Annotated in this window: 12 protein-coding genes and 1 tRNA gene; 6 read left to right on the top strand and 7 right to left on the bottom strand. The window is 71.9% G+C overall.

Annotated elements, in window-relative coordinates; translation table 11 throughout:
- Nucleotides 1-118 precede the first annotated feature (118 nt).
- From mfd to M5362_RS25535, 3 genes are all read right to left on the bottom strand, one after another.
- The gene (gene mfd, locus M5362_RS25545) at nucleotides 119-3,649 is read right to left on the bottom strand and encodes a transcription-repair coupling factor (protein ID WP_260230090.1); all 3,531 of its coding nucleotides are present in this window, start codon (nucleotides 3,647-3,649) and stop codon (nucleotides 119-121) included.
- 303 nt (nucleotides 3,650-3,952) lie between these two features.
- Nucleotides 3,953-6,526 carry an ABC transporter permease gene (locus M5362_RS25540; protein WP_260230089.1) on the bottom strand — a complete coding sequence of 858 codons (2,574 nt, stop codon included), beginning with the start codon at nucleotides 6,524-6,526 and terminating at the stop codon, nucleotides 3,953-3,955.
- A complete protein-coding gene (locus M5362_RS25535; RefSeq protein WP_260230088.1) occupies nucleotides 6,523-7,311 on the bottom strand; it encodes an ABC transporter ATP-binding protein in 789 nt (262 codons plus the stop codon). Before M5362_RS25535 ends, M5362_RS25540 begins: the two co-directional genes overlap by 4 nt.
- A 400-nt stretch (nucleotides 7,312-7,711) precedes the next feature.
- Here M5362_RS25535 and M5362_RS25530 point away from each other — a divergent pair, with 400 nt between their 5' ends.
- Together M5362_RS25530 and M5362_RS25525 are read left to right on the top strand one after the other, a co-directional pair.
- A complete protein-coding gene (locus M5362_RS25530; protein WP_374214524.1) occupies nucleotides 7,712-9,289 on the top strand; it encodes an IS200/IS605 family accessory protein TnpB-related protein in 1,578 nt (525 codons plus the stop codon).
- 80 nt (nucleotides 9,290-9,369) lie between these two features.
- A complete protein-coding gene (locus tag M5362_RS25525; protein ID WP_260230087.1) occupies nucleotides 9,370-10,920 on the top strand; it encodes an MFS transporter in 1,551 nt (516 codons plus the stop codon).
- Here the strand turns inward: M5362_RS25525 and M5362_RS25520 are convergent.
- The 3 genes from M5362_RS25520 to M5362_RS25510 all read right to left on the bottom strand — a co-directional run bounded on the left by M5362_RS25520 (nucleotide 10,905) and on the right by M5362_RS25510 (nucleotide 15,952).
- Nucleotides 10,905-11,870 (bottom strand): cellulose-binding protein, encoded by a 966-nt coding sequence (locus M5362_RS25520; RefSeq protein ID WP_260230086.1) that lies wholly within the window; start codon nucleotides 11,868-11,870, stop codon nucleotides 10,905-10,907. The two genes, M5362_RS25525 and M5362_RS25520, sit on opposite strands and share 16 nt — an antisense overlap.
- 106 nt (nucleotides 11,871-11,976) lie before the next feature.
- Entirely contained in the window at nucleotides 11,977-14,952 is a 2,976-nt protein-coding gene (locus M5362_RS25515) for an SUKH-4 family immunity protein (protein WP_260230085.1), read from the bottom strand.
- A gap of 7 nt (nucleotides 14,953-14,959) precedes the next feature.
- Nucleotides 14,960-15,952 (bottom strand): SMI1/KNR4 family protein, encoded by a 993-nt coding sequence (locus M5362_RS25510; RefSeq protein WP_260230084.1) that lies wholly within the window; start codon nucleotides 15,950-15,952, stop codon nucleotides 14,960-14,962.
- Nucleotides 15,953-16,196: 244 nt separating this feature from the next.
- Between M5362_RS25510 and M5362_RS25505 the strand changes: the two genes are divergently transcribed.
- Nucleotides 16,197-16,706, top strand: coding sequence for a YwqJ-related putative deaminase (locus M5362_RS25505; protein ID WP_260230083.1), 510 nt, complete (start codon nucleotides 16,197-16,199; stop codon nucleotides 16,704-16,706).
- A gap of 10 nt (nucleotides 16,707-16,716) precedes the next feature.
- Nucleotides 16,717-17,232 carry an SUKH-3 domain-containing protein gene (locus M5362_RS25500; protein WP_260230082.1) on the top strand — a complete coding sequence of 172 codons (516 nt, stop codon included), beginning with the start codon at nucleotides 16,717-16,719 and terminating at the stop codon, nucleotides 17,230-17,232.
- On the opposite strand, the gene M5362_RS25495 is transcribed toward M5362_RS25500, so the two are convergent.
- Nucleotides 17,229-18,566 (bottom strand): sensor histidine kinase, encoded by a 1,338-nt coding sequence (locus M5362_RS25495; RefSeq protein ID WP_260230081.1) that lies wholly within the window; start codon nucleotides 18,564-18,566, stop codon nucleotides 17,229-17,231. The genes M5362_RS25500 and M5362_RS25495 overlap by 4 nt on opposite strands.
- Before the next feature lie 154 nt (nucleotides 18,567-18,720).
- On the opposite strand from M5362_RS25495, the gene M5362_RS25490 reads away from it, so the two are divergent.
- Together M5362_RS25490 and M5362_RS25485 are read left to right on the top strand one after the other, a co-directional pair.
- Nucleotides 18,721-19,581, top strand: a complete 861-nt coding sequence (locus M5362_RS25490) for a hypothetical protein (RefSeq protein ID WP_260230080.1) — start codon at nucleotides 18,721-18,723, stop codon at nucleotides 19,579-19,581.
- Nucleotides 19,582-19,594: 13 nt separating this feature from the next.
- Nucleotides 19,595-19,666: transfer RNA gene (locus tag M5362_RS25485), tRNA-Gln, on the top strand.
- Nucleotides 19,667-19,682: the final 16 nt, after the last annotated feature.

Genomic DNA, 19,682 nt, shown 5'->3' with positions numbered 1-19,682 from the left:
CCGGCCCCGGACCGACCCGGGCCCCAGCCCGGCCCCGGACCGACCCGGCCGACCCGGACGCCCCAGCGCGACCCCCGGCGGACCCGGACCGACCGCCCCCGAGCGGCCGCGAGGCCCTCTACGACCCCAGGATCGTCGTCAGGAACTCGCCCGTCCACGCCAGCAGTTCGCGGCCCACCACCGGCTTTCCGCCGATCTTCCCGCTCGTCGGGCGCGGCACCAGGATCTGGTGGACGGCCGGCTTGACGACCGTACGCGGGTAGAGACGCTTGAGCCGCAGCTCCTGCGACTCCCGCAACTCCACCGGCGCGAAGCGGATGTTCGGACCCTGCAGGACGATCTCCCCGACCCCGCACGCGCGGGCCAGCATTCGCAGACCGGCGACCAGGAGCAGGTTCTCCACCGGCTCCGGCAGCTTGCCGTAGCGGTCGGTGAGCTCCTCCCGTACCGCCTTGATGTCCTCCTCCGTGTTGGCGGAGGCGATCGCGCGGTACGCCTGGAGGCGCAGCCGCTCGCCCGGCGCGTAGTCGTGCGGGACGTGCGCGTCGACCGGCAGCTCGATCTTGACCTCCAGCGGCGGCTCCTCCTCGACACCGCCCTCCAGAGAGGCCCGGTAGTCGGCGACCGCCTCGCCCACCATCCGTACGTACAGGTCGAAGCCGACGCCCGCGATGTGACCGGACTGCTCGCCGCCGAGCAGATTGCCCGCGCCGCGGATCTCCAGGTCCTTCATCGCCACGTACATGCCCGCGCCCATCTCCGTGTGCTGGGCGATCGTCGCCAGCCGCTCGTGCGCGGTCTCGGTCAGCGGCTTCTCCGGCGGGTACAGGAAGTACGCGTAACCCCGCTCGCGCCCACGGCCCACACGGCCGCGCAGCTGGTGCAGCTGCGACAACCCGAAGTTGTCGCCGCGCTCCACGATCAGCGTGTTGGCGTTGGAGATGTCGATGCCCGACTCGACGATCGTCGTCGAGACGAGGACGTCGAACTTCTTCTCCCAGAAGTCGACCACGACCTGCTCCAGGGCCGACTCCGACATCTGGCCGTGCGCGGTCGCGATCCGCGCCTCCGGCACGATCTCCCGCAGCCGCGCCGCCGCCCGGTCGATCGACTCGACGCGGTTGTGGATGTAGAAGACCTGGCCCTCGCGCAGCAGTTCGCGGCGGACGGCCGCGCCGATCTGCTTCTCCTCGTACGGCCCGACGAAGGTCAGGACCGGGTGCCGCTCCTCCGGCGGGGTGGTGATCGTCGACATCTCGCGGATGCCGGTCACGGCCATTTCGAGCGTACGGGGGATGGGGGTGGCGGACATCGTCAGGACGTCGACGTTGGCGCGGAGCTTCTTCAGCTGCTCCTTGTGCTCGACGCCGAAGCGCTGCTCCTCGTCCACGATGACCAGGCCCAGGTCCTTGAACTTGGTCTCGGAGGAGAAGAGCCGGTGCGTGCCGATGACGATGTCGACCGAGCCGTCCCGCAGCCCCTCCAGCGTCGCCTTCGACTCGGTCTCCGTCTGGAAGCGGGAGAGCGCGCGGGTGGCGACGGGGAACTGGGAGTACCGCTCCGAGAACGTGCCGAAGTGCTGCTGGACGAGGAGCGTGGTCGGTACGAGGACGGCGACCTGCTTGCCGTCCTGGACGGCCTTGAAGGCGGCGCGGACCGCGATCTCCGTCTTGCCGTAGCCGACGTCACCGCAGATCAGCCGGTCCATCGGGACCGTCTTCTCCATGTCCTCCTTCACCTCGGCGATGGTGGACAGCTGGTCGGGCGTCTCCACGTACGGGAACGCGTCCTCCAGCTCCCGCTGCCAGGGGGTGTCGGGGCCGAAGGCGTGGCCGGGGGCCGCCATCCGCGCCGAGTACAGCTTGATCAGGTCGGCGGCGATCTCCTTGACGGCCTTCTTGGCGCGCGCCTTCGTCTTCGTCCAGTCCGCGCCGCCCAACCGGTGCAGCGTCGGCGCCTCGCCGCCCACGTACTTCGTGACCTGCTCCAGCTGGTCGGTGGGGATGTAGAGGCGGTCGCCGGGCTGGCCGCGCTTGGCCGGGGCGTACTCCACCAGGAGGTACTCGCGGGTCGCGCCCTGGACGGTCCGCTGGACCATCTCGATGTACCGGCCGACGCCGTGCTGCTCGTGCACGATGTAGTCGCCGACCTCCAGGGTCAGCGGGTCGATCGTCTTGCGCCGCTTGGCCGGCATCCGCTGGCCGTCCTTGCCGGCCGCCTTCTGCCCGGACAGGTCGGTCTCGGTGAGGACGGCGAGCTTGAGGGCCGGGTCGACGAAACCGAAGTCGATGGAGCCGGTCGCCACATGGACGACGGACGGGGCGATCTCGGCCAGATCCGCGTCGAGACGGGCCGCGATGCCCTCGCCGCCGAGCACCTCGACCGTGCGGGTCGCCGGGCCGTGCGCCTCCGTGACGTAGACCGTGCGCCAGCCGTCGGCCAGCCAGCCCTTGGTGTCGGCGAGCGCGCGGGCGGTGTCGCCGCGGTACGTCTCCGGCGCGTGCATGCCCAGCTTCACCGTGTCGGAGTCGGGTGTCTCGTCCGCCGCGAAGGGGGAGACCGACCACCACATCATGTCGAGCTCGCGCGCCCGGTCCCGTACGTCCGCGATCCCACGCAGGGAGGCCGCGCCGACGTCGATGGGGGCCTCGCCGCCACCGGCCGTGGCCGCCCAGGACGCCTGGAGGAACTCCTGCGACGTCGCGACGAGGTCGGCGGCGCGCGTACGGACCCGCTCGGGGTCGCACACGACGGCCATCGAGCCCTTCGGCATGACGTCGAGCAGCAGCTCCATGTCGTCGACCAGGACGGGGGCGAGGGACTCCATGCCCTCGACGGCGATCCCCTCGGCGATCTTGCCGAGCAGCTCACCCAGCTCGGGGTGGGCCTCCGCGAGGACGGCGGCGCGCCGCTTCACCTCGTCGGTGAGGAGCAGCTCGCGGCAGGGCGGGGCCCACAGGCCGTGCTCGGCGACCTCCAGGGAGCGCTGGTCGGCGACCTTGAAGTAACGGATCTCCTCGACGTCGTCGCCCCAGAACTCGATCCGGAGCGGATGCTCCTCGGTCGGCGGGAAGACGTCCAGGATGCCGCCGCGTACGGCGAACTCGCCGCGCTTCTCGACCAGCTCCACACGGGAGTACGCGGCGGCCGCGAGGCCCTCCACGATCTCGTTCAGGTCCGCGGTCTGGCCGGTGCGCAGGGCCACGGGCTCCAGGTCGCCGAGACCCTTGACCTGCGGCTGGAGCACGGACCGCACGGGCGCGACGACGACGGAGACCGGGCCGGCGGCCGGGTCGTCGGAGGCCGGGTGGGTGAGGCGGCGCAGCACGGCGAGGCGGCGGCCGACCGTGTCCGAGCGGGGCGAGAGCCGCTCGTGCGGCAGCGTCTCCCAGGACGGGTAGTCGACGACCGTGTCCGGGTCGATGAGGCTGCGCAGGGCCGCGGCCAGGTCCTCGGCCTCCCGCCCGGTCGCCGTGACGGCGAGCACGGGCCGCCCGGCGTCCCGCGCGAGCGCGGCCACGGCGAAGGGCCGCGCGGCCGCGGGCCCGACCAGGTCCACATGCGTGCGGCGTCCGTCGGACGCGGCCTTGACCGCTTCGGCGAGGGCCGCGTCCTTGACGACGAGGTCGAGCAGACCGTGCAGGCTCATGGACTTCCATCCCGGGAGAGGGCAACGCGAACAGCCCGACACGTCGAACGGGCCGGGGGCTTCCAGCGTACGACGGTCCACCGACACCCGCGTGCGAAAACCCGTGCGGCCGGGCGGGTCGGGTGAGACGGGAGGGCCGGAAGGGGCGGGCGGCCGAGCCGGCAGGTACGGGTGGCGCTCCCAGACGGACGGACGGGCTCGCACGGGTGGAGGCCCCGGTCGGCGTCGCGTGGACGTCGGCCGGGGCCTCACAGCCCGTGGGGGCACCCCCGTGGCCCCCTCGGTATCGGGACCGCCCCGGAGCTACTCGGTCGCGATCGCGTTCAGGACGTTCATCCGGCCCGCACGGAACGCCGGGACCAGGGCGGCGAACAGGCCCACGAAGGCCGAGGCGACGAAGACCGTCAGGATCGTCGGCCAGGGGATCTCCAGGACCCCGAGGCCCTCCAGGGCCAGGAGCTTCTGGGCCGCCGTGCCCCAGCCCATGCCCAGGGCCAGGCCGAGCAGCGCTCCGAAGAGGGCGATGACCACCGACTCCAGCCGGATCATCCGCCGCAGCTGGCGGCGCGAGAGACCGATGGCGCGCATCAGGCCGATCTCCCGGGTCCGCTCGACCACCGACAGCGCGAGCGTGTTCACCACACCGAGCACGGCGACGATGATCGCCAGCGCGAGGAGCCCGTACACGATGTTGAGCAGCTGGCCGACCTGGTCCTTCAGATCCTGCTTGTAGTCGGCCTGGTTCTGCACCTTGTACTGCGGGTAGGCGGCGAGCGAGCCCTTCAGCGCCTCGTACGCCTCGGCCTCCTTGCCGTCCACCGCCGTCGCGAACATGATCATGCTCTGGGGCATCTTCTCGGCCGCCAGGTACCGGCTCGCCGTGGTGATGTTGGTGTACATCACGCCCTTGTCGATGTTGCCCTCGTCCGAGGTAATCGCCGCGACCTTCAGCTTCGCGCTCCGGCCGCCCTTGAAGGCGACGGTCAGCTCGTCGCCGACCTTCACGCCGTGCTCGGCGGCGTAGTCGCTGCCCACGGACATCGCGTTCGCCCCGTACGCGGCGGAGAGCTCACCGGCCGTCGTCTCGCGCCGTACGTCCTCGGCGTACGACGGTTCGGCGGCGACGAGCCCCTCGTCCACCGTCTTGCCGGCCGGGTCGGTGATCTTCGTTTCGACCCACGTGTACGCGGTCACGTGGTCCAGGCCCGGCGTCTTCTCCAGGGCCGCCTGGGCCTGCGGCATGATCGGCTGCCCGGTGGCGGACTGCACGATGAAGTCCGCGCCGACCGAGCGGTCCAGCTCCTCCGTCGCCGAGGCGACCATCGACGAGCCGACCACCGACAGACAGGCCACCAGCGCGAGCCCGATCATCAGGGCGGCGCCGGTCGCTCCCGTACGGCGCGGGTTGCGCAGCGCGTTGCGCTCGGCCATCCGCCCGACCGGGCCGAAGACCCTCAGGACGACGGCGCCGAGGACCCGCACGACACCGCCCGCGAGCAGCGGTCCGACGACGATGAAGCCGACGAGGGAGAGGACGATGCCGAGGCCCAGCCACAGGGACCCGGGGCCGGCCTCCTCCGCCCGCGTGGCCGTCCACAGCGCGGCCGCGCCGCCCAGGGTGAGCAGCAGGCCGAGCCCGCCCCGGATCCGGCCGGCCCTGCCGTCGGCCGGGGTGCCGGCGTCGCGCAGGGCGGCCATCGGGGAGACCTTCCCGGCCCGGCGGGCGGGGATGTACGCGGCGAGGACGGTGACGACGACACCGAGGACGACACCGACGACCGGGGTCGTCCACTTCACCGTCAGGTCCCCTGTGGACAGCTCCATGCCCATCGCGGACATCAGCTTCATCAGCCCGACGGCCACTCCGACACCGGCCGCGACGCCCGCGATCGAGCCGACGACGCCGAGGAGCAGCGCCTCGACGAGGACGGAACGGTTCACCTGCTTGCGGCTGGAGCCGATCGCCCGCATCAGACCGATCTCGCGGGTGCGCTGGGCGACCAGCATGGAGAAGGTGTTGACGATGAGGAAGATGCCGACGAGGAAGGCGATCCCGGCGAAGCCGAGCATCGCGTACTTCATCGGCTTCAGGAAGCCCTCGACGTCCTTGGCGCCCTCGTCGGCGGACTCGGCCTGGGTGAGGAGCTTGTAGCCGCCGCCGAGCTCCGCGGCGACGTTCTTCTTGAGCAGGTCATGGCTGACGCCGGACGCGGCCGTCACCTCGATGTTGGTGAACAGGCCGGGCTTGCCCAGGAGTTCACGCTGCGCAGTGGCGGTGTCGAAGTAGACGACGGTGGCGCCGGGGTTGGTGACCTTGAAGGACGCGATGCCGGAGATACGGGTGGTGAAGTCGCCGGTCACGGCGATCGTCCGCAGCTCGTCACCGATCTTCAGCTTGTGCTTCTCGGCCGTACCGGCGTCCAGGAGTGCCTCGGTGGGCCCGCGCGGGGCGTGACCGGAGGTGATCTCCATGGAACGCAGTTCCCTGGGGCTCCAGTTGACCGCGATGGTCGGTGCGCCGGTGGAGGATCCGAGGTTGTTGTTGTCGGCGTCGGCGACGGTCACGCTGAGCGAGATGACCTTGCCCTCGGCGGACTTGACGCCCTCGGCCCCGGCGACCTTCTCGACGACCGAGGCCGGCAGGGTCTCGGGGCGGCCGCTCTGCGGGGTCTCCTCGCCGGTCGCCGCGCCTTTGGGGCTGACGGTGACATCGGCGGCCGTCGCGGCGAAGAGCTTGTCGAAGGTGGTGTTCATGGTGTCCGTGAAGACGAGCGTGCCGCTCACGAACGCCACGGACAGCAGGACGGCGACGGCGGAGAGCGCCATGCGGCCCTTGTGCGCGAAGAAGTTGCGCAGGGAGGTCTTCAGGACGGTCATGACGTCCGCCCGCGCGCGTCGAAGTCCTTCATGCGGTCGAGGACGGCGTCGGCGGTGGGCCGGAACATCTCGTCGACGATCCGGCCGTCCGCGAGGTAGAGGACGCGGTCCGCGTAGCTGGCGGCGACCGGGTCGTGGGTGACCATGACGATGGTCTGCCCCAGCTCGTCCACGGACTGCCGCAGGAAGCCGAGGACCTCGGCGCCTGCGCGGGAGTCGAGGTTGCCGGTCGGCTCGTCACCGAAGATGATCTCGGGCCGGGCGGCCAGCGCACGGGCCACGGCGACGCGCTGCTGCTGACCGCCGGACAGCTGCGTGGGGCGGTGGCCGAGACGGTCCGCGAGCCCGACCGTCGCCACGACGCGGTCGAGCCACTGCCGGTCCGGCTTGCGGCCGGCGATGTCCATCGGGAGCGTGATGTTCTCGAGCGCGTTGAGGGTCGGCAGCAGGTTGAACGCCTGGAAGATGAAGCCGATCCGGTCGCGGCGCAGCTGGGTGAGCCGCTTGTCCTTCAGCCCGGTGATCTCGGTGTCGTCCAGGTGGATCTGACCGCTGGTGACGGTGTCGAGCCCGGCGAGGCAGTGCATCAGCGTGGACTTGCCGGAACCCGAGGGCCCCATGATCGCGGTGAACTGCCCCCGCGCGATGTCCACGTCGACGTGGTCGAGCGCGACGACCCGGGTCTCGCCGGCTCCGTACGCCTTGACGACCTGCCGCGCCCGCGCGGCCACGGCCGTACGTCCTCCGGTCTCCCCGTGCTGGGGGATGGTCACAGCCGAAGTCACGGTATGTCTCCTATGTCTGGTACGGATCCGACTCGTGTCCGAGTCTGCGAGAAGGGGGGCAGGGAATCACTGGTGCCAGTCGCACTCTTCGCCCTGGGGTTTTCCGTAAGACCAAGGTAAAGACGGGCACCGCCCATCTCCTCCTCCGCCGGGACGAACAGCCCCTGCCCCTTATGGGGGAGGGGCCCCCTAGGGGTCTCGGCGCAGGGATGGACCTCTCCAGACCACCGGTAGGAGCGATCAGACATTCGAGAGAGGGACTGGTGACCTTTCCCCTGTCGATTCGTTGACCCGTTCGACACGAAGACCCAAGGGGGTTGCGGTGCGAGCGGATGGGGTGCGGTCGATTTCGGGCCTGCGGGATGCAGCCGCGCCCTTCGTCGTCCCCAGACCGTCGGGTGTGGCTGTTCGCGACCGGCTCAAGGGTCTGACCGCGAATGACGCGGAGGTTCTGCGGCTGATCGGCTCACACATGGGACGCCTCGCCTCCCGTGACCTCAAGGCGCGTTGCGCAGATGGTTCGAAGCACTCCGGCGAGAAGTGGGCGGCGAGGAAGCGTGCGGTGACGGTGCTCTCGTCGTCCCGGTGGGCGGGGACGGTGACGAAGGCATCGCATGACCAGTGGGGGCTGGCGCGGCGCTGCCAGGCCACGTACATCCAGGGTCTTGAGGCGGGGGTCGGGATGCTTCGGCATCGACTGTCCCTACCGCTTGGTCAGCGCGGCTCGAAGCGGACGCCGGGTGGTTACCGATCACGGCGGGAGTGGCATGCGAAGTCCAGGCGGCTTGCTCTTCTGGAGGCCCGGCATGAAGCTGCGGTCGCGGACTGGCGGACCGGCCGAGTACGGGTGACTCGTGGAGGCAGGCGGCTACTGAACTCCCGCCACCGCCTCGCTGATGTACAGCTCACCGAGACCCAGTGGCGCGAACGTTGGGAAGCGCAACGGTGGTTCCTCCAGGCCGACGGGGAGTCGGGGAAGCGGTACGGCAACGAAACCATCCGGGTCACACCCGAGGGGGAAGTATCGATCAAGCTGCCTGCGCCACTGGTAGGCCTGGCGAACGCCCCTCACGGCCGCTACGTGCTTGCGGCGCGCGTGCGGTACGCGCACCGAGGCACGGAGTGGGCAGACCGAGTCGAAGCGAACAGGGCCACCGCGTACCGCATCCACCTGGATGTGACTCGTGGCCGCTGGTACCTGACCGCCTCCTGGCAGCTCACGCCCACCCCAGCGGTCCCGCTGGAGGCGGCACTCGCACACGGTGTGATCGGAGTGGACACCAATACCGACCACCTCGCCGCGTGGCGTCTCGACGTTCACGGCAACCCGATCGGAAACCCACGCCACTTCCTCTACGACCTTTCCGGCGGCGCGCGGCATCGAGACGCCCAGATCCGGCACGCCCTCACCCAGCTCCTGAACTGGGCAAAGACCTGCAGGGTGGCCGCGATCGCGGTCGAAGATCTGGACTTCCATGCAGAGAAGACCCGGGAGAAACACGGCAGGCGTAAGCGATTCCGGCAGCTGATCTCGGGGCTCCCCACGGGCCGGCTTCGCGCCCGCCTCGCCTCGATGGCCGACGCCACAAACGTCACCGTCATCGCCGTCGATCCCAGCTACACCAGCCGGTGGGGCGCCCAACACTGGCAGAAGCCCCTCACCAGCAAGACTCGCAAGACCACTCGCCACGACGCTGCCGCCGTGGCGATCGGAAGGCGTGCTCAAGGGCATCCGATCCGGCGACGGGCGACACCGCCCCACGACGACAGGAGTGATCGTCGTGGGCATCGGACCGCCCAGGCCCCACCGGATGCCCTCGGGCGCGAGGAACCCCGCCCCCGCTTTCCCGGACCGCGCACACGATGCGCGCCGCCCGGGCGCGGAGAGAACGCGGGAGACCAGCGCGCCCCTCACCGTTCGGGGTACGCGGCTGAGCATGGGACCTGGCGACAGGACCCACTTCCGCTCAGTTCTTAGAAACGGTTCTCCATCCGTGGGTCGAGTGGGAGGCTGGGCCGACGGAATTAGGTGTACGACCCATCGGATGGAGTGGCCGGGTGTCACGGACGACGACGCGACAGGCAGCGGCACCGGCGACGGCTCCCCGTGGGCGGGGGCCGGTCGTCGCCGCCCTGATGCTCGGCATGGCACTCGCCGCGCTCGACGGCACGGTCGTGTCGACCGCCGTACCGCAGATCGTCGGCGACCTCGGCGGCCTGTCCGTCTTCTCCTGGCTCTTCTCCGGCTATCTGCTCGCCGTCACGGTCACCCTGCCGGTCTACGGGAAGCTCTGCGACACCTTCGGCCGCAAGCCGGTCCTGATCGCCGGAACGATCCTCTTCCTCATCGGCTCCCTGCTCTGCGCGGCCGCCTGGAACATGGGCTCGCTCATCGCCTTCCGGGTCGTGCAGGGCCTGGGCGGCGGCGCGCTCCAGGGCACGATCCAGACGATCGCGGCGGACCTGTACCCGCTGAAGGAGCGCCCCAGGATCCAGGCGAAGCTCTCCTCGGTCTGGGCGACGGCCTCGGTCGCCGGACCGGCGGCCGGCGGCCTCCTCGCCGGATACGCGGACTGGCGCTGGATCTTCCTGATCAACCTTCCCGTCGGCCTGGTGGCGCTCTGGCTCATCGCCCGGTACCTGATCGAACCGGAGCGGCAGACACGGGCGACGGAGGCAACCGTGTCCGGCGAGCCGGAGCCGGCGCGGAAGGTGTCGGTCGACTGGGCGGGTGCGGTCGCCATCTTCGCGACCGGGACCCTGCTGCTCACCGCCCTCGTCCAGGGCGGCATCGCCTGGCCCTGGCTCTCCGCGCCCTCCCTCGGGCTGTTCGCGGGCGCGCTCGCCCTCGCCGGAGTCACCGTCCTCGTGGAGCGCCGGGCCGCCGACCCGATCATCCCCGGCTGGATCTGGCGCCGCCGCACCATCTCCGCGGTCAACCTGGCCCTCGGCGCGCTCGGCCTGCTCATGGTCGCCCCGACCGTCTTCCTGCCCACCTACGCCCAGGCCGTCCTCGGACTCGGCCCCATAGCCGCCGGCTTCGTCCTCTCCGCGATGACGCTCAGCTGGCCCGTGACCGCCGCCCTCTCCAACCGCGTCTACAACCGCATCGGCTTCCGCCTCACCGCCGTCGTCGGCATCACCCTCGCCCTGCTGGTGCTGCTCGCCTTCCCCTTCCTCCCCTTCCCCGGCGAGCCCTGGCAGCCCGCCCTGCTGATGCTCCTCCTCGGCGGCGCGCTCGGCCTCTTCCAACTCCCCCTGATCGTCGGCGTCCAGTCGACCGTCCCGTATGAGGAACGCGGCACGACGACCGCCTCCGTCCTCTTCTGCCGCCAGGTCGGCCAAAGCGTCGGCGCCGCCCTCTTCGGCGCGATCGCCAACGGCGTCCTGGCCTCCCGCCTCGGCGCCGACACCGACCTGGACAGCCTCGCGTACGCCCTGGACCACGCCGACGACACCCTGCGCCGCGCGGTCGACGCGGCCGTCGACTACGTCTACCTGGGCGCGGCGGGCGCCGCCGCCCTCGCCCTGCTGGTCCTGCTGACCCTGGCCCCGCGCCGCTTCCCGGTCCTCAAGGAGCACCAGGACTCCGGTCAGCCGTCGGCCTGAGGCCCGTCGCCGGCCTGAGGCCCGTCGCCGTCCACGCTCCCGCTCCCCCCGCCGTCCCCGTTCCCGTTCCCGTCCCCCGGCTCCGTACCGGACGAGGAGCCGCGGCCGGTGAGCGACGCGAGCGAGGTGCGGATGTGTTCCATGTGCGCGTGGATCTCCTCCCGCGTCTCCTCGTGCTCCCGCAGCACCCGCTCCGTCTCCCGCTCCATCCGCTCCCGCCGCGCCCGCGCCTCGGCCAGCACCTCCGCCGCCCGCGCCTCCGCGTCCTCCTGACCGTGGCGGGCCTGCTCCTCCGTCCGTACGAGGGCGCGTTCGGCCTCCGCCAGCCGCGACCGGGCGGCGGCGACCAGCTCCTCGTGACGGGCGTCCAGTTCGGCCGCACGGGACACCGCCGTGTGCTCCGTCCTCTCCCGTACCGACGTCTGCTCCGCCCGCTGGGCCTCCAGCAGCGCCGCCGCCCTGCGGGCCGTGTCCTCGAACACCTCCCGCGCCGCCGCCCGGCGCCCCGCCGCCTCCTCACGGGCGGCCGACCGCACCGCCTCGGCCTCCGCGGCCGCCCTGCCGAGGGTCCCCGCGGCCGCCGCCTCCGCCTCCCCCCGTACCGCGTCGGCATACGCCCGGGCCGACTCCGCCGCCTCCCGCGCCGCCTCCTCCGCCGCCTCCGCGAAGGACTGCGCCGCCTCCTCCGCCGCCCGTACGAGACCCTCGTCCTCCGCCTCCGCGAGTTCGAGGATCATCCGCGCCCGCTCGCCCAGCGACTCGTACCGCTGCGGCGCCAGCGCCTCCACCTCCGCGCGCAGCCGGGCCGCCTCCGCCTCCATCTCCCTCGCGAGGACCGTCAGCCGTGCCGCCCGCTCCCACCCGGCGTCGCGTTCGCCGGAGAGCACCGCGAGGTGACGGTCGACCTGCTCGGGGCGGTAACCGCGCCCCCGCCCGACGGCGAAACCCATCCCTGACGCCCCTTCCGTAACGGCTCAAATGCCAAGGATGCGTCATCAGGCACGACAAAAGGCGCCCGACGTGTCGTACACGTCGGGCGCCTCCGTCACACGCGGACTACAGCAGTCCGTCCCACATCTGCTCCAGGAGCACCGACCACCAGTTCTCGGGCGACGCCAGCGCAGCCGGGTCCAGCATCGCCAACTGCGCCTGGAAGTCGACCGTCCAGCGGCCCGCCTGCTCCGGGTTGAGCCCGAACCGCAGCCGCCACATCCGACCGAGCAGCGCCATCGAGCGGGCGAACTCCGGCAGCCCGCTGTTCACGAACTGCGGCGGCACCGGCCCACCCCCCGGACCGGCCTCGACCGGTACGGCGACGATGTGCGCGGTCCCGTACTGGACACAGATCGCCCGGCCGAAGTCCGAACCGATCACGAGGTACGACCCCGCGTCCGACGCCGGCTGGATCTGGCGCTGCGCCGCGAGCTCGGCCAGGGTCGGCACCACCGGCTGGGCCGGCTGCGCCCAGAAGAACGGACCGAAGTCGGCCGGCAGACCCGCCCATACGAGGGTCAGCGCGACGACCTCCGGCACACCCTGGCGGGACACGGCCCGCTGGTCGAACCGGCAGATGCCGGGGCCGAACGCGCCGCCCATCTCCTGCGCGATCCCCTCCGGGGGGATCGGCGGGGCCGGCTGCACCTGAGGAAGCGGAGCACGCACCGGCGCCGGGCGGGCCGGGCCGTCCGCCACCTGATGCAACTCGCCCTGATGGGTAAGCAGTTGCCGCATGCCCTGCTGACGGCCCGCGTGATCCTTGCCGTACGGCGCGATGTTGGTGATCCGCGCCTGCGGCCAGGTCTCGCGGATCATCCGCGCGCAGTAGCCGCCCGGCAGTTCGCAGGACTCCAGCTCCGTGTGCAGTTCGAGAACCTGCTGCGGCGGCACGTTCATGGCGCGCAGCTCGTGCAGGATCTGCCACTCGGGGTGCGGGGTGCCGGGGGCGGACCGCCGGATGATCTGCGCCTCGGAACCGTCCGGCGCGCGGTAGCGCAGCACGGCCTGGTAGCCGGGTCCCACGGTCGGCTGACCGGTGGGCTGCTGCGGATACCCGTACGCCGGGCGGGCGCCCGGCACCGATGGCGGCGGCATCGGCGGAGCCGGCGGGCCGCCCGGACCGGGCTGCGCCAGCATCGTCGCCGCGTGGTGCACACCACCGGGCGGGGTCCCGGGCGCACCGGGCGCGCCAGGAGCACCGGGGGCGCCGGGAGGTCCGGGCGGGGCGATGCCGCCGGGACCGGGGTGGGCGAGCATCGTCGCCGCGTGCGCGACGCCGGCACCGGCACCGTCGGACCCGCCGGGCACGCCCGGAGGCGCGGGCGGAGGCGGCGGCGCGCCGGGCCCGCCCTGGTTCGGGTGCGCGAGCATGGTCGCGGCGTGGTGCACGGGCTGCGGAGGCGTGGGCGGCCCGGGAGGCCCGGGAGGCTGGGGCCCGTCGGGCCCGAGCTGCGCCACCAGCTGCGTCGGTACGTAACCTCCCGCGGGCGCACCGGGAACCCCCGGCGCCTGAGGCGGCGGAGGAGGATTCCCGCCACCACCCCGCGCACCGCGCGGAGGCAGCGCGGCCTTGCTGGTCGCGGCGTCGGCGATGTCACCGGCTCCGGGCCCCCGGGGCGCGGGCGGAGGCATGGGCATCCCAGGCGGGGGCGTGCCACCGGGTGCGGCGGGCTTGGCGGGCGCGGCGGGCGCGGACGGGCCACCGGCGGCCGCCGGCGCACCGGGCGCGGAAGGAGCGCCGGGCGCGGCTGGGCCGCCGATCGAGCCCCCGCCGCCCGGGGCCGACGGAAGCCCATGGCCGCCGGACGAGCCGGGAGCACCCGGGGCCGAAGGCACACCGTAGCCACCGGACGAGCCGGGAGCACCCGGGGCCGACGGCGCACCGGGACCACCGGGCGCCACCGGGGCGGCCGGAACCCCCGGCGCCGCGGGAGCGCCCGGGCCACCGGACGAACCAGGGCCGGCAGGGGTCACCGAGCCGCCGGCCGATCCCGGGCCGCGCGGCGCGAACGGGTCACCCTCGCCGGGCGGCGGCGAGGCGTTCCGGTCGAGGGCCCGGGCGATCGCCGTCGGCGGAAGCGCGCTTCCGCCCGACATCAGGGCCGTCGGAGCGTCCGCGCCGACGATCGGGAGCGGCGTGTCCTCGTCGTCCGCACCCGAGAGCGGCGGCGCGAAGACCGTCGCGGGGAGCGGCACGGAGCCGTCGGCACCGCCCGAGCTCGCGTTGGCGTCCGCCCACGGGCTGCTCGACGGCGTCCTCGCCGGAACCCCTTCGGAAGCCGTCGGCTCGTAGTCGACCGACCGGCCCTCCGAGCCGGCCGGCACACCACCGGGCGGGGTCCCGGGCGCACCGGGCGCGCCAGGAGCACCCGCGCCGCCCGGCGTACCCACCGCACCCGGCACGCCCGCGCCAGCGCCAGCGCTCCCGCCCACGGCGGAAACCGGCTCGGCACGCCCAGACTCCACCGAAACCGGCTCGGACGAAACCGGCTCGCCACGCCCGGACTCCGCCGAAACCGAGCCCACCGAAACCGGGTCACCCGAAACCGGGTCACCCGAAACCGGCTCCACGGGCGGCAGTGCGCCGCCGCCCGTCGACTCCGGTGTCGACGAACTCCCGCCCGCCTGCGACGCGTTCGGACCCTTCGGCGGCAGACCCAGCTTGTCCGCCGCGTCCTGAAGCCACTCCGGCGGAGTCAGCAGGAACGACGTCGCGTTCAGATCCACCCGCTCCGGCGGCGCGGGCGCCGACGCACCCGCACCCGCCTCGTCGTCGACCGCCCCGTACTCCTCCTCGTACCGCCGGATCACCTCACCCACCGGCAGCCCCGGCCACAGCGTCGCCTCGCCGCTGTCCCGGGCGATGACCAGCCGCTGGCGGCCACCGTCCGAAGTCGGGCCCTCCTCGCGGTCCTCCGCCCAGACGACGAAACCAAGACCGAACTCCCGTACCCGCACCTCCCGGTGCTGGTACGCCGGCACATCACCGTTGATCCATTCCTCGGCGCGCTCCTGCGCCTGCGCGAACGTCACCACAGCCAGTTCACTCCCCCACCGGGACCACGGACACGGCGCGCGCGAAGCCGCCGTCCACCATCAGGTTCGCCACCGTCTCCAGCTCCGGCGGATTGCCCGCCAGCCGCTGCAGGAACGCGTCGAAGTCCTCTCCGCACGGCAACAGCAGCCGCTCCACCCGCTCGGCCACGCTCCACCCGGCCGTATCGACCGTGTCCCGCGCGTCGTCGTACGCGCAGAACCACACCGTCCCGACCCGGTCGCCCTTCACCTTCACCGCCAGGATCCCGCCCTGCACGAACGCGACACCCAGATAGTCCTTGGTCAGATGGTCACGCAGGCACTTGTTGACGTAGACGAGATCGTTGACCCCCGCCTCGTCGCGCACCGTGAAGAACGGCTGGTCCACCAGGAGACCAAGCTCCGCGTCGAGAGCCGCGCCCACCGGCGCACAACCGCCCGCCGCCTTCAGGAAGGAGCGGTACGCGCCCGGCAGGCGGTACCCCAGGTCCTCCTCCACCCCGAGCAGTTGCTGCTCGGTCACCGACACCAGCCCCTTCGGCACCCCGAAATGGGCCGGCCGGGTCTCCTGAAGCGGACGGGTGCCACGCTTGCCGTGATCGACCGCGGCCGTCGCCACCCCACCGTGATGACGCAGCAACGCCTTCACCTCGACCGGGACCAGCTCCATCCGCCGGCCGCCCGCCACGTGGTGCCACGTCCAGCCGTGCGGAGTCGCCACCGAGGGAATCGTGTCCCACAGCTCGTGACCGGTCGCGGCAAGCGCCGCGTTCGCCGACACGTAGTCCGTCAGCCGCAGCTCGTCCACACCGAAACCCTCGGGTGGATCGGCGATCTCCGCCGCCGCCCGGGCGTACGGCGAGAAGTCCGGATAGCCGCGTTCGTCCACCCGCACCCCTCTGGGGTGCCGGGAGGCGCGGACCGGGTCCGGGAAGTGCACGACCTGCCCGGCGTACGCCGCGTTCGGCGGTGCGGCTTGCCCGAGCCGACCTGTCGTCATGGCGGTTGCCCCCTGCGCTGGCTGCTGGCTGATTCCGCACAGCCTATGCGCTGCCACAAGCCCATGACCCGGCCCGATACCCCCACCGCCACAGCCTGTGACCAACTGTCACGAGCGGATGACGCACCGGCGATAGTTCCGACACACCGACACCCCGTTTGAGTACCCCGCTTCCACATGAGGCGTCCCATTTGGCACTCTGTTCCAGCAACTCGGGGGATTGCAGGAGGGGAAGACACGCGCCATGTACGCAGCACCGACGCCCACGCAGGGTGACCCACGCCTCAACTGGAGCAGCACCGAGCCCACCCGCGCCCCGTTACTGCGCTTCCGCCGCGACGGAATCCTCCCCACCGTCGGCGCCGCGCTCTCCGTACGCGGCGAAACACTCACCTGCACCGCGGGCCGCGGCGACCGGCCGCCCACCCTGCACCCACTCGTTCAGGACTTTCTGGACACCCTCACCAGCGGGCAGCGCGAACGGTTCACCGGACGCTGCCCCGAGGCGATCCTGCTCTCCCGCCACCTGACCTCCACCGAGACGGCCCGCTCCAAACGCGCCCAGCGCAAGCCCCTCACCCACGGCGAGGCACGCCGCTCGCTCAAACACGCCAAACTGACCGCGCGACGCATCCGCGAGGACGGCGACCCCCTGCACGGCAGCTACGCCGCGCCCTGCCGCTCCTGTACGGCGATGCTCGCCCACTTCGGTGTACGCACCGTGGACCCCACCTCGACTGTCGAGAACGGCTGACCGCACCTTCATGCCCGACCACCTGAGCACCACCCGGTTCCCGGTCAACGTCGACGCCGCCCTCCGCGAGGCGGGGTGGCAGCCGGGCCGCTGGGACATCAAGATCGCCGAACAGTGGGCCGACGCCCTGCGCGCCCACGTCTCACCCGGCGGCCACCGGCACAGCGTCTTCCCCGCCGCCGTGGAGGCATGGGCCGAATTCGGCGGCCTCCAGGTCACCGCGCCCGGCACCGGCCGCCAGATCGCCCCCGCGACCCTGCGCTTCGACCCCCTGGCCGGCCTCCACCTGGCCCGCACCCTGGCCGACCTCGGGCGAGCCCTCGACACGGAGATCGCCCCCCTCGGAGAGGAGGGCGAGCACCAGGCCGTACTCGCGATCGACCTGGAAGGCCGGGTCTACGGGCTGGACCACACCGGCGACTGGTTCCTGGGCCACGACATCGACGCGGCGCTCGCGACCCTGATCACCGGGGCACAACCGACACGACTCGCCACCGGCCAGACCACCGACTCCCCGACCCCCTAGAGCGCCGGCTCCCCCACCGGCAGCACCGCCGACACCCGGAAGCCGCCCCCGTCCGTCGGCCCCGACACGAACACACCACCCAGCCGCGACACCCGCTCACGCATACCGACCAGACCGTTCCCCCCGCTCGGCAGATGCGCGTCCGCGGCCTCCGCGTCCGAAGGACCGTTCTCGACCTGCATCGCGACCTCCGCCTCCCGATGCGCGAGCCGGACGATCACCTTGGCCCCGGCCGCATGCTTGTGCACATTGGTCAGCGCCTCCTGGACCACCCGGTACGCCGTCCGCTCGACCTCCGCCGCATACACCCGCGCCTCACCCGACACCGTCAGCTCCACCACGGCACCCGCCTGACGCGACTGCTCCACCAGACGCTCCAACGCGTCCAGACACGGCCCGTCCTCCGAAGCCGCCTCCGCCGCGGCCGCCGCCGCAGCCCGGCCCACCGCCGCCAACGGAACCGGCGAAACCTGGGACATCACAGCCACCGCCGCGTCCTCCCGCAGCACACCCAGCATCTCCCGCAACTCCGTCAACGCCTGCCGGCCCATGTCACCGACCAGAGCCGCGTTCTTCACCGCCTTCTGCGGATCCTTCAACGCGACCGCCTGCAACGCCGCCGCATGCACCACCATCAACGACACCCGGTGCGCGACCACGTCGTGCATCTCGCGCGCGATCCGCCTCCGCTCCTCCTGCCGCGCCCACTGCGCCCGCTGCTCCGCCCGGTCCGCAAGCAGCGACAGCTCCTGCTCCAGACTGTCGGCACGCTCCCGCAGACTCTCCATGAGCCGGCGCCGCGCCCCTATGTAGAGGCCGAACAGAACCGGCGGCGCGTTGAGACCCAGCGTCATGAAGACCGCGACGGTCGGGACGTACCAGCCGCTGGGATCGAAGTCCGGCTGACCGACATCCGCCTGCGCGACGTCCTGCCGCACCCGCACCACCGTCACGATGAAGACGGCGACCGTCGACATGCCCGCGAGAGCGGCCGTGAACCGCCGCGGCACCTCGGAGGCGGCGAGCGTGTACAGCCCGACGATCCCCATCAGATAGCCCATCTCGGCAGGCGTGACGGCGATCGAGACCAGAACGACGACAATCGGCCACCGCCGCCGCACAAGCAGCACGGACCCGACCATCAGCCCGAACAACACCCCCACGGGCACGGGCAGCCCGGCCTTGCCGGCAAAGCCGACCCCCTCCAGCCCGCACTCCAGCGCGGACACCACGGCCAGCCCGATGTCGAGCACCGCGCTACGCCGTCTCCCCCACCACCACCAGCCACGGGCGGTCATGCCCGCTGCGTCCTGATGCGCCCCCGTTGTGGTCATGCCCTCCAGCGTACGGGCGGGGGCGAGTCATTTTCCGGAGAGTGCGGGACGCGGAAGCGCCGCACGTCAACGCCGTGCAGACACCAGTCCCTCGAACTACTGAATCGCCCAGGCTTTCGACCCGGACGTCCGAATTCCGGACGATGGTGTTCGTATGACATCCAGCACAAGCAGGTACGCGGACTTCGAGAACCTGCGCGAACAGGCGATCGCGTTACGCCGCGAGGGCCTCAGCCTGCGCCAGATCCGCGACCGCCTCGGCGTCCACAACAACGACATCCTGAACCGCCTCGTGAAGGGCGAGCCACCGCCGGACTGGACGAAACGCCCCCGCGCGAAGGACGACCTACGGGCCCGCGCGCGGGAGCTGCGGACCCAGGGCATGACGTACGACCAGATCCAGGTCGAGCTGGGCTGCTCGAAGAGCTCGATCTCCCTCTGGGTACGGGACCTCCCGAAACCGGAGCGCCGCAACCCAGCCGAGCAGGCGAAGATCGCGGCGCAGAAGCGGTGGGAACACGAGCTCCAGGTCCGGGACGTCGCACGTCGGCAGACCAAGGACGACGCCGCGGGCGAGATCGGCGCGATGACCGACCGCGAGCTGTTCCTCGTAGGAGTCGGCCTGTACTGGGCCGAAGGGACCAAGGACAAGCCGTACGCCCGCCGCGAGAACGTGATCTTCGTGAACAGCGACACCGACGTGATCCGGGTCTACCTGGCCTGGCTCGCCCTGCTGGGCATCGAGCGGGAGCGACTGCGATTCCGCGTCATGATCCACGAGTCGGCAGATGTGGCTGCCGCGGAACGGTACTGGGCGGACATCGCGGGCATCGACACCGCGCTGCTCGGCAAGACGACGCTGAAGAAACACAACCCCAGGACCGTGCGCAAGAACGTCGGAGAGAACTACCGAGGATGCCTGGTCATCTCCGTCCTGCAGTCCGCTGAGCTGTACCGACGCATCGAAGGATGGTGGAGGGGAATCGCGTCCGTCGCCGAGGATCGGCTCGGGTAAGGTCTGGTGTAGATCCGCCGTGGGGTAGCGGCATCCCGCAGGCCTTTGGAGCCTTGAGACGCTGGTTCGAATCCAGCCGGCGGAGCACACCTCGGGTCCCG

The sequence above is a fragment of the Streptomyces sp. Je 1-79 genome, from assembly GCF_025195125.1.
GTDB lineage: Bacteria > Actinomycetota > Actinomycetes > Streptomycetales > Streptomycetaceae > Streptomyces.
Note: the sequence above shows the minus strand (reverse complement) of the source record. Positions and strands in the feature narration are given on the sequence as shown.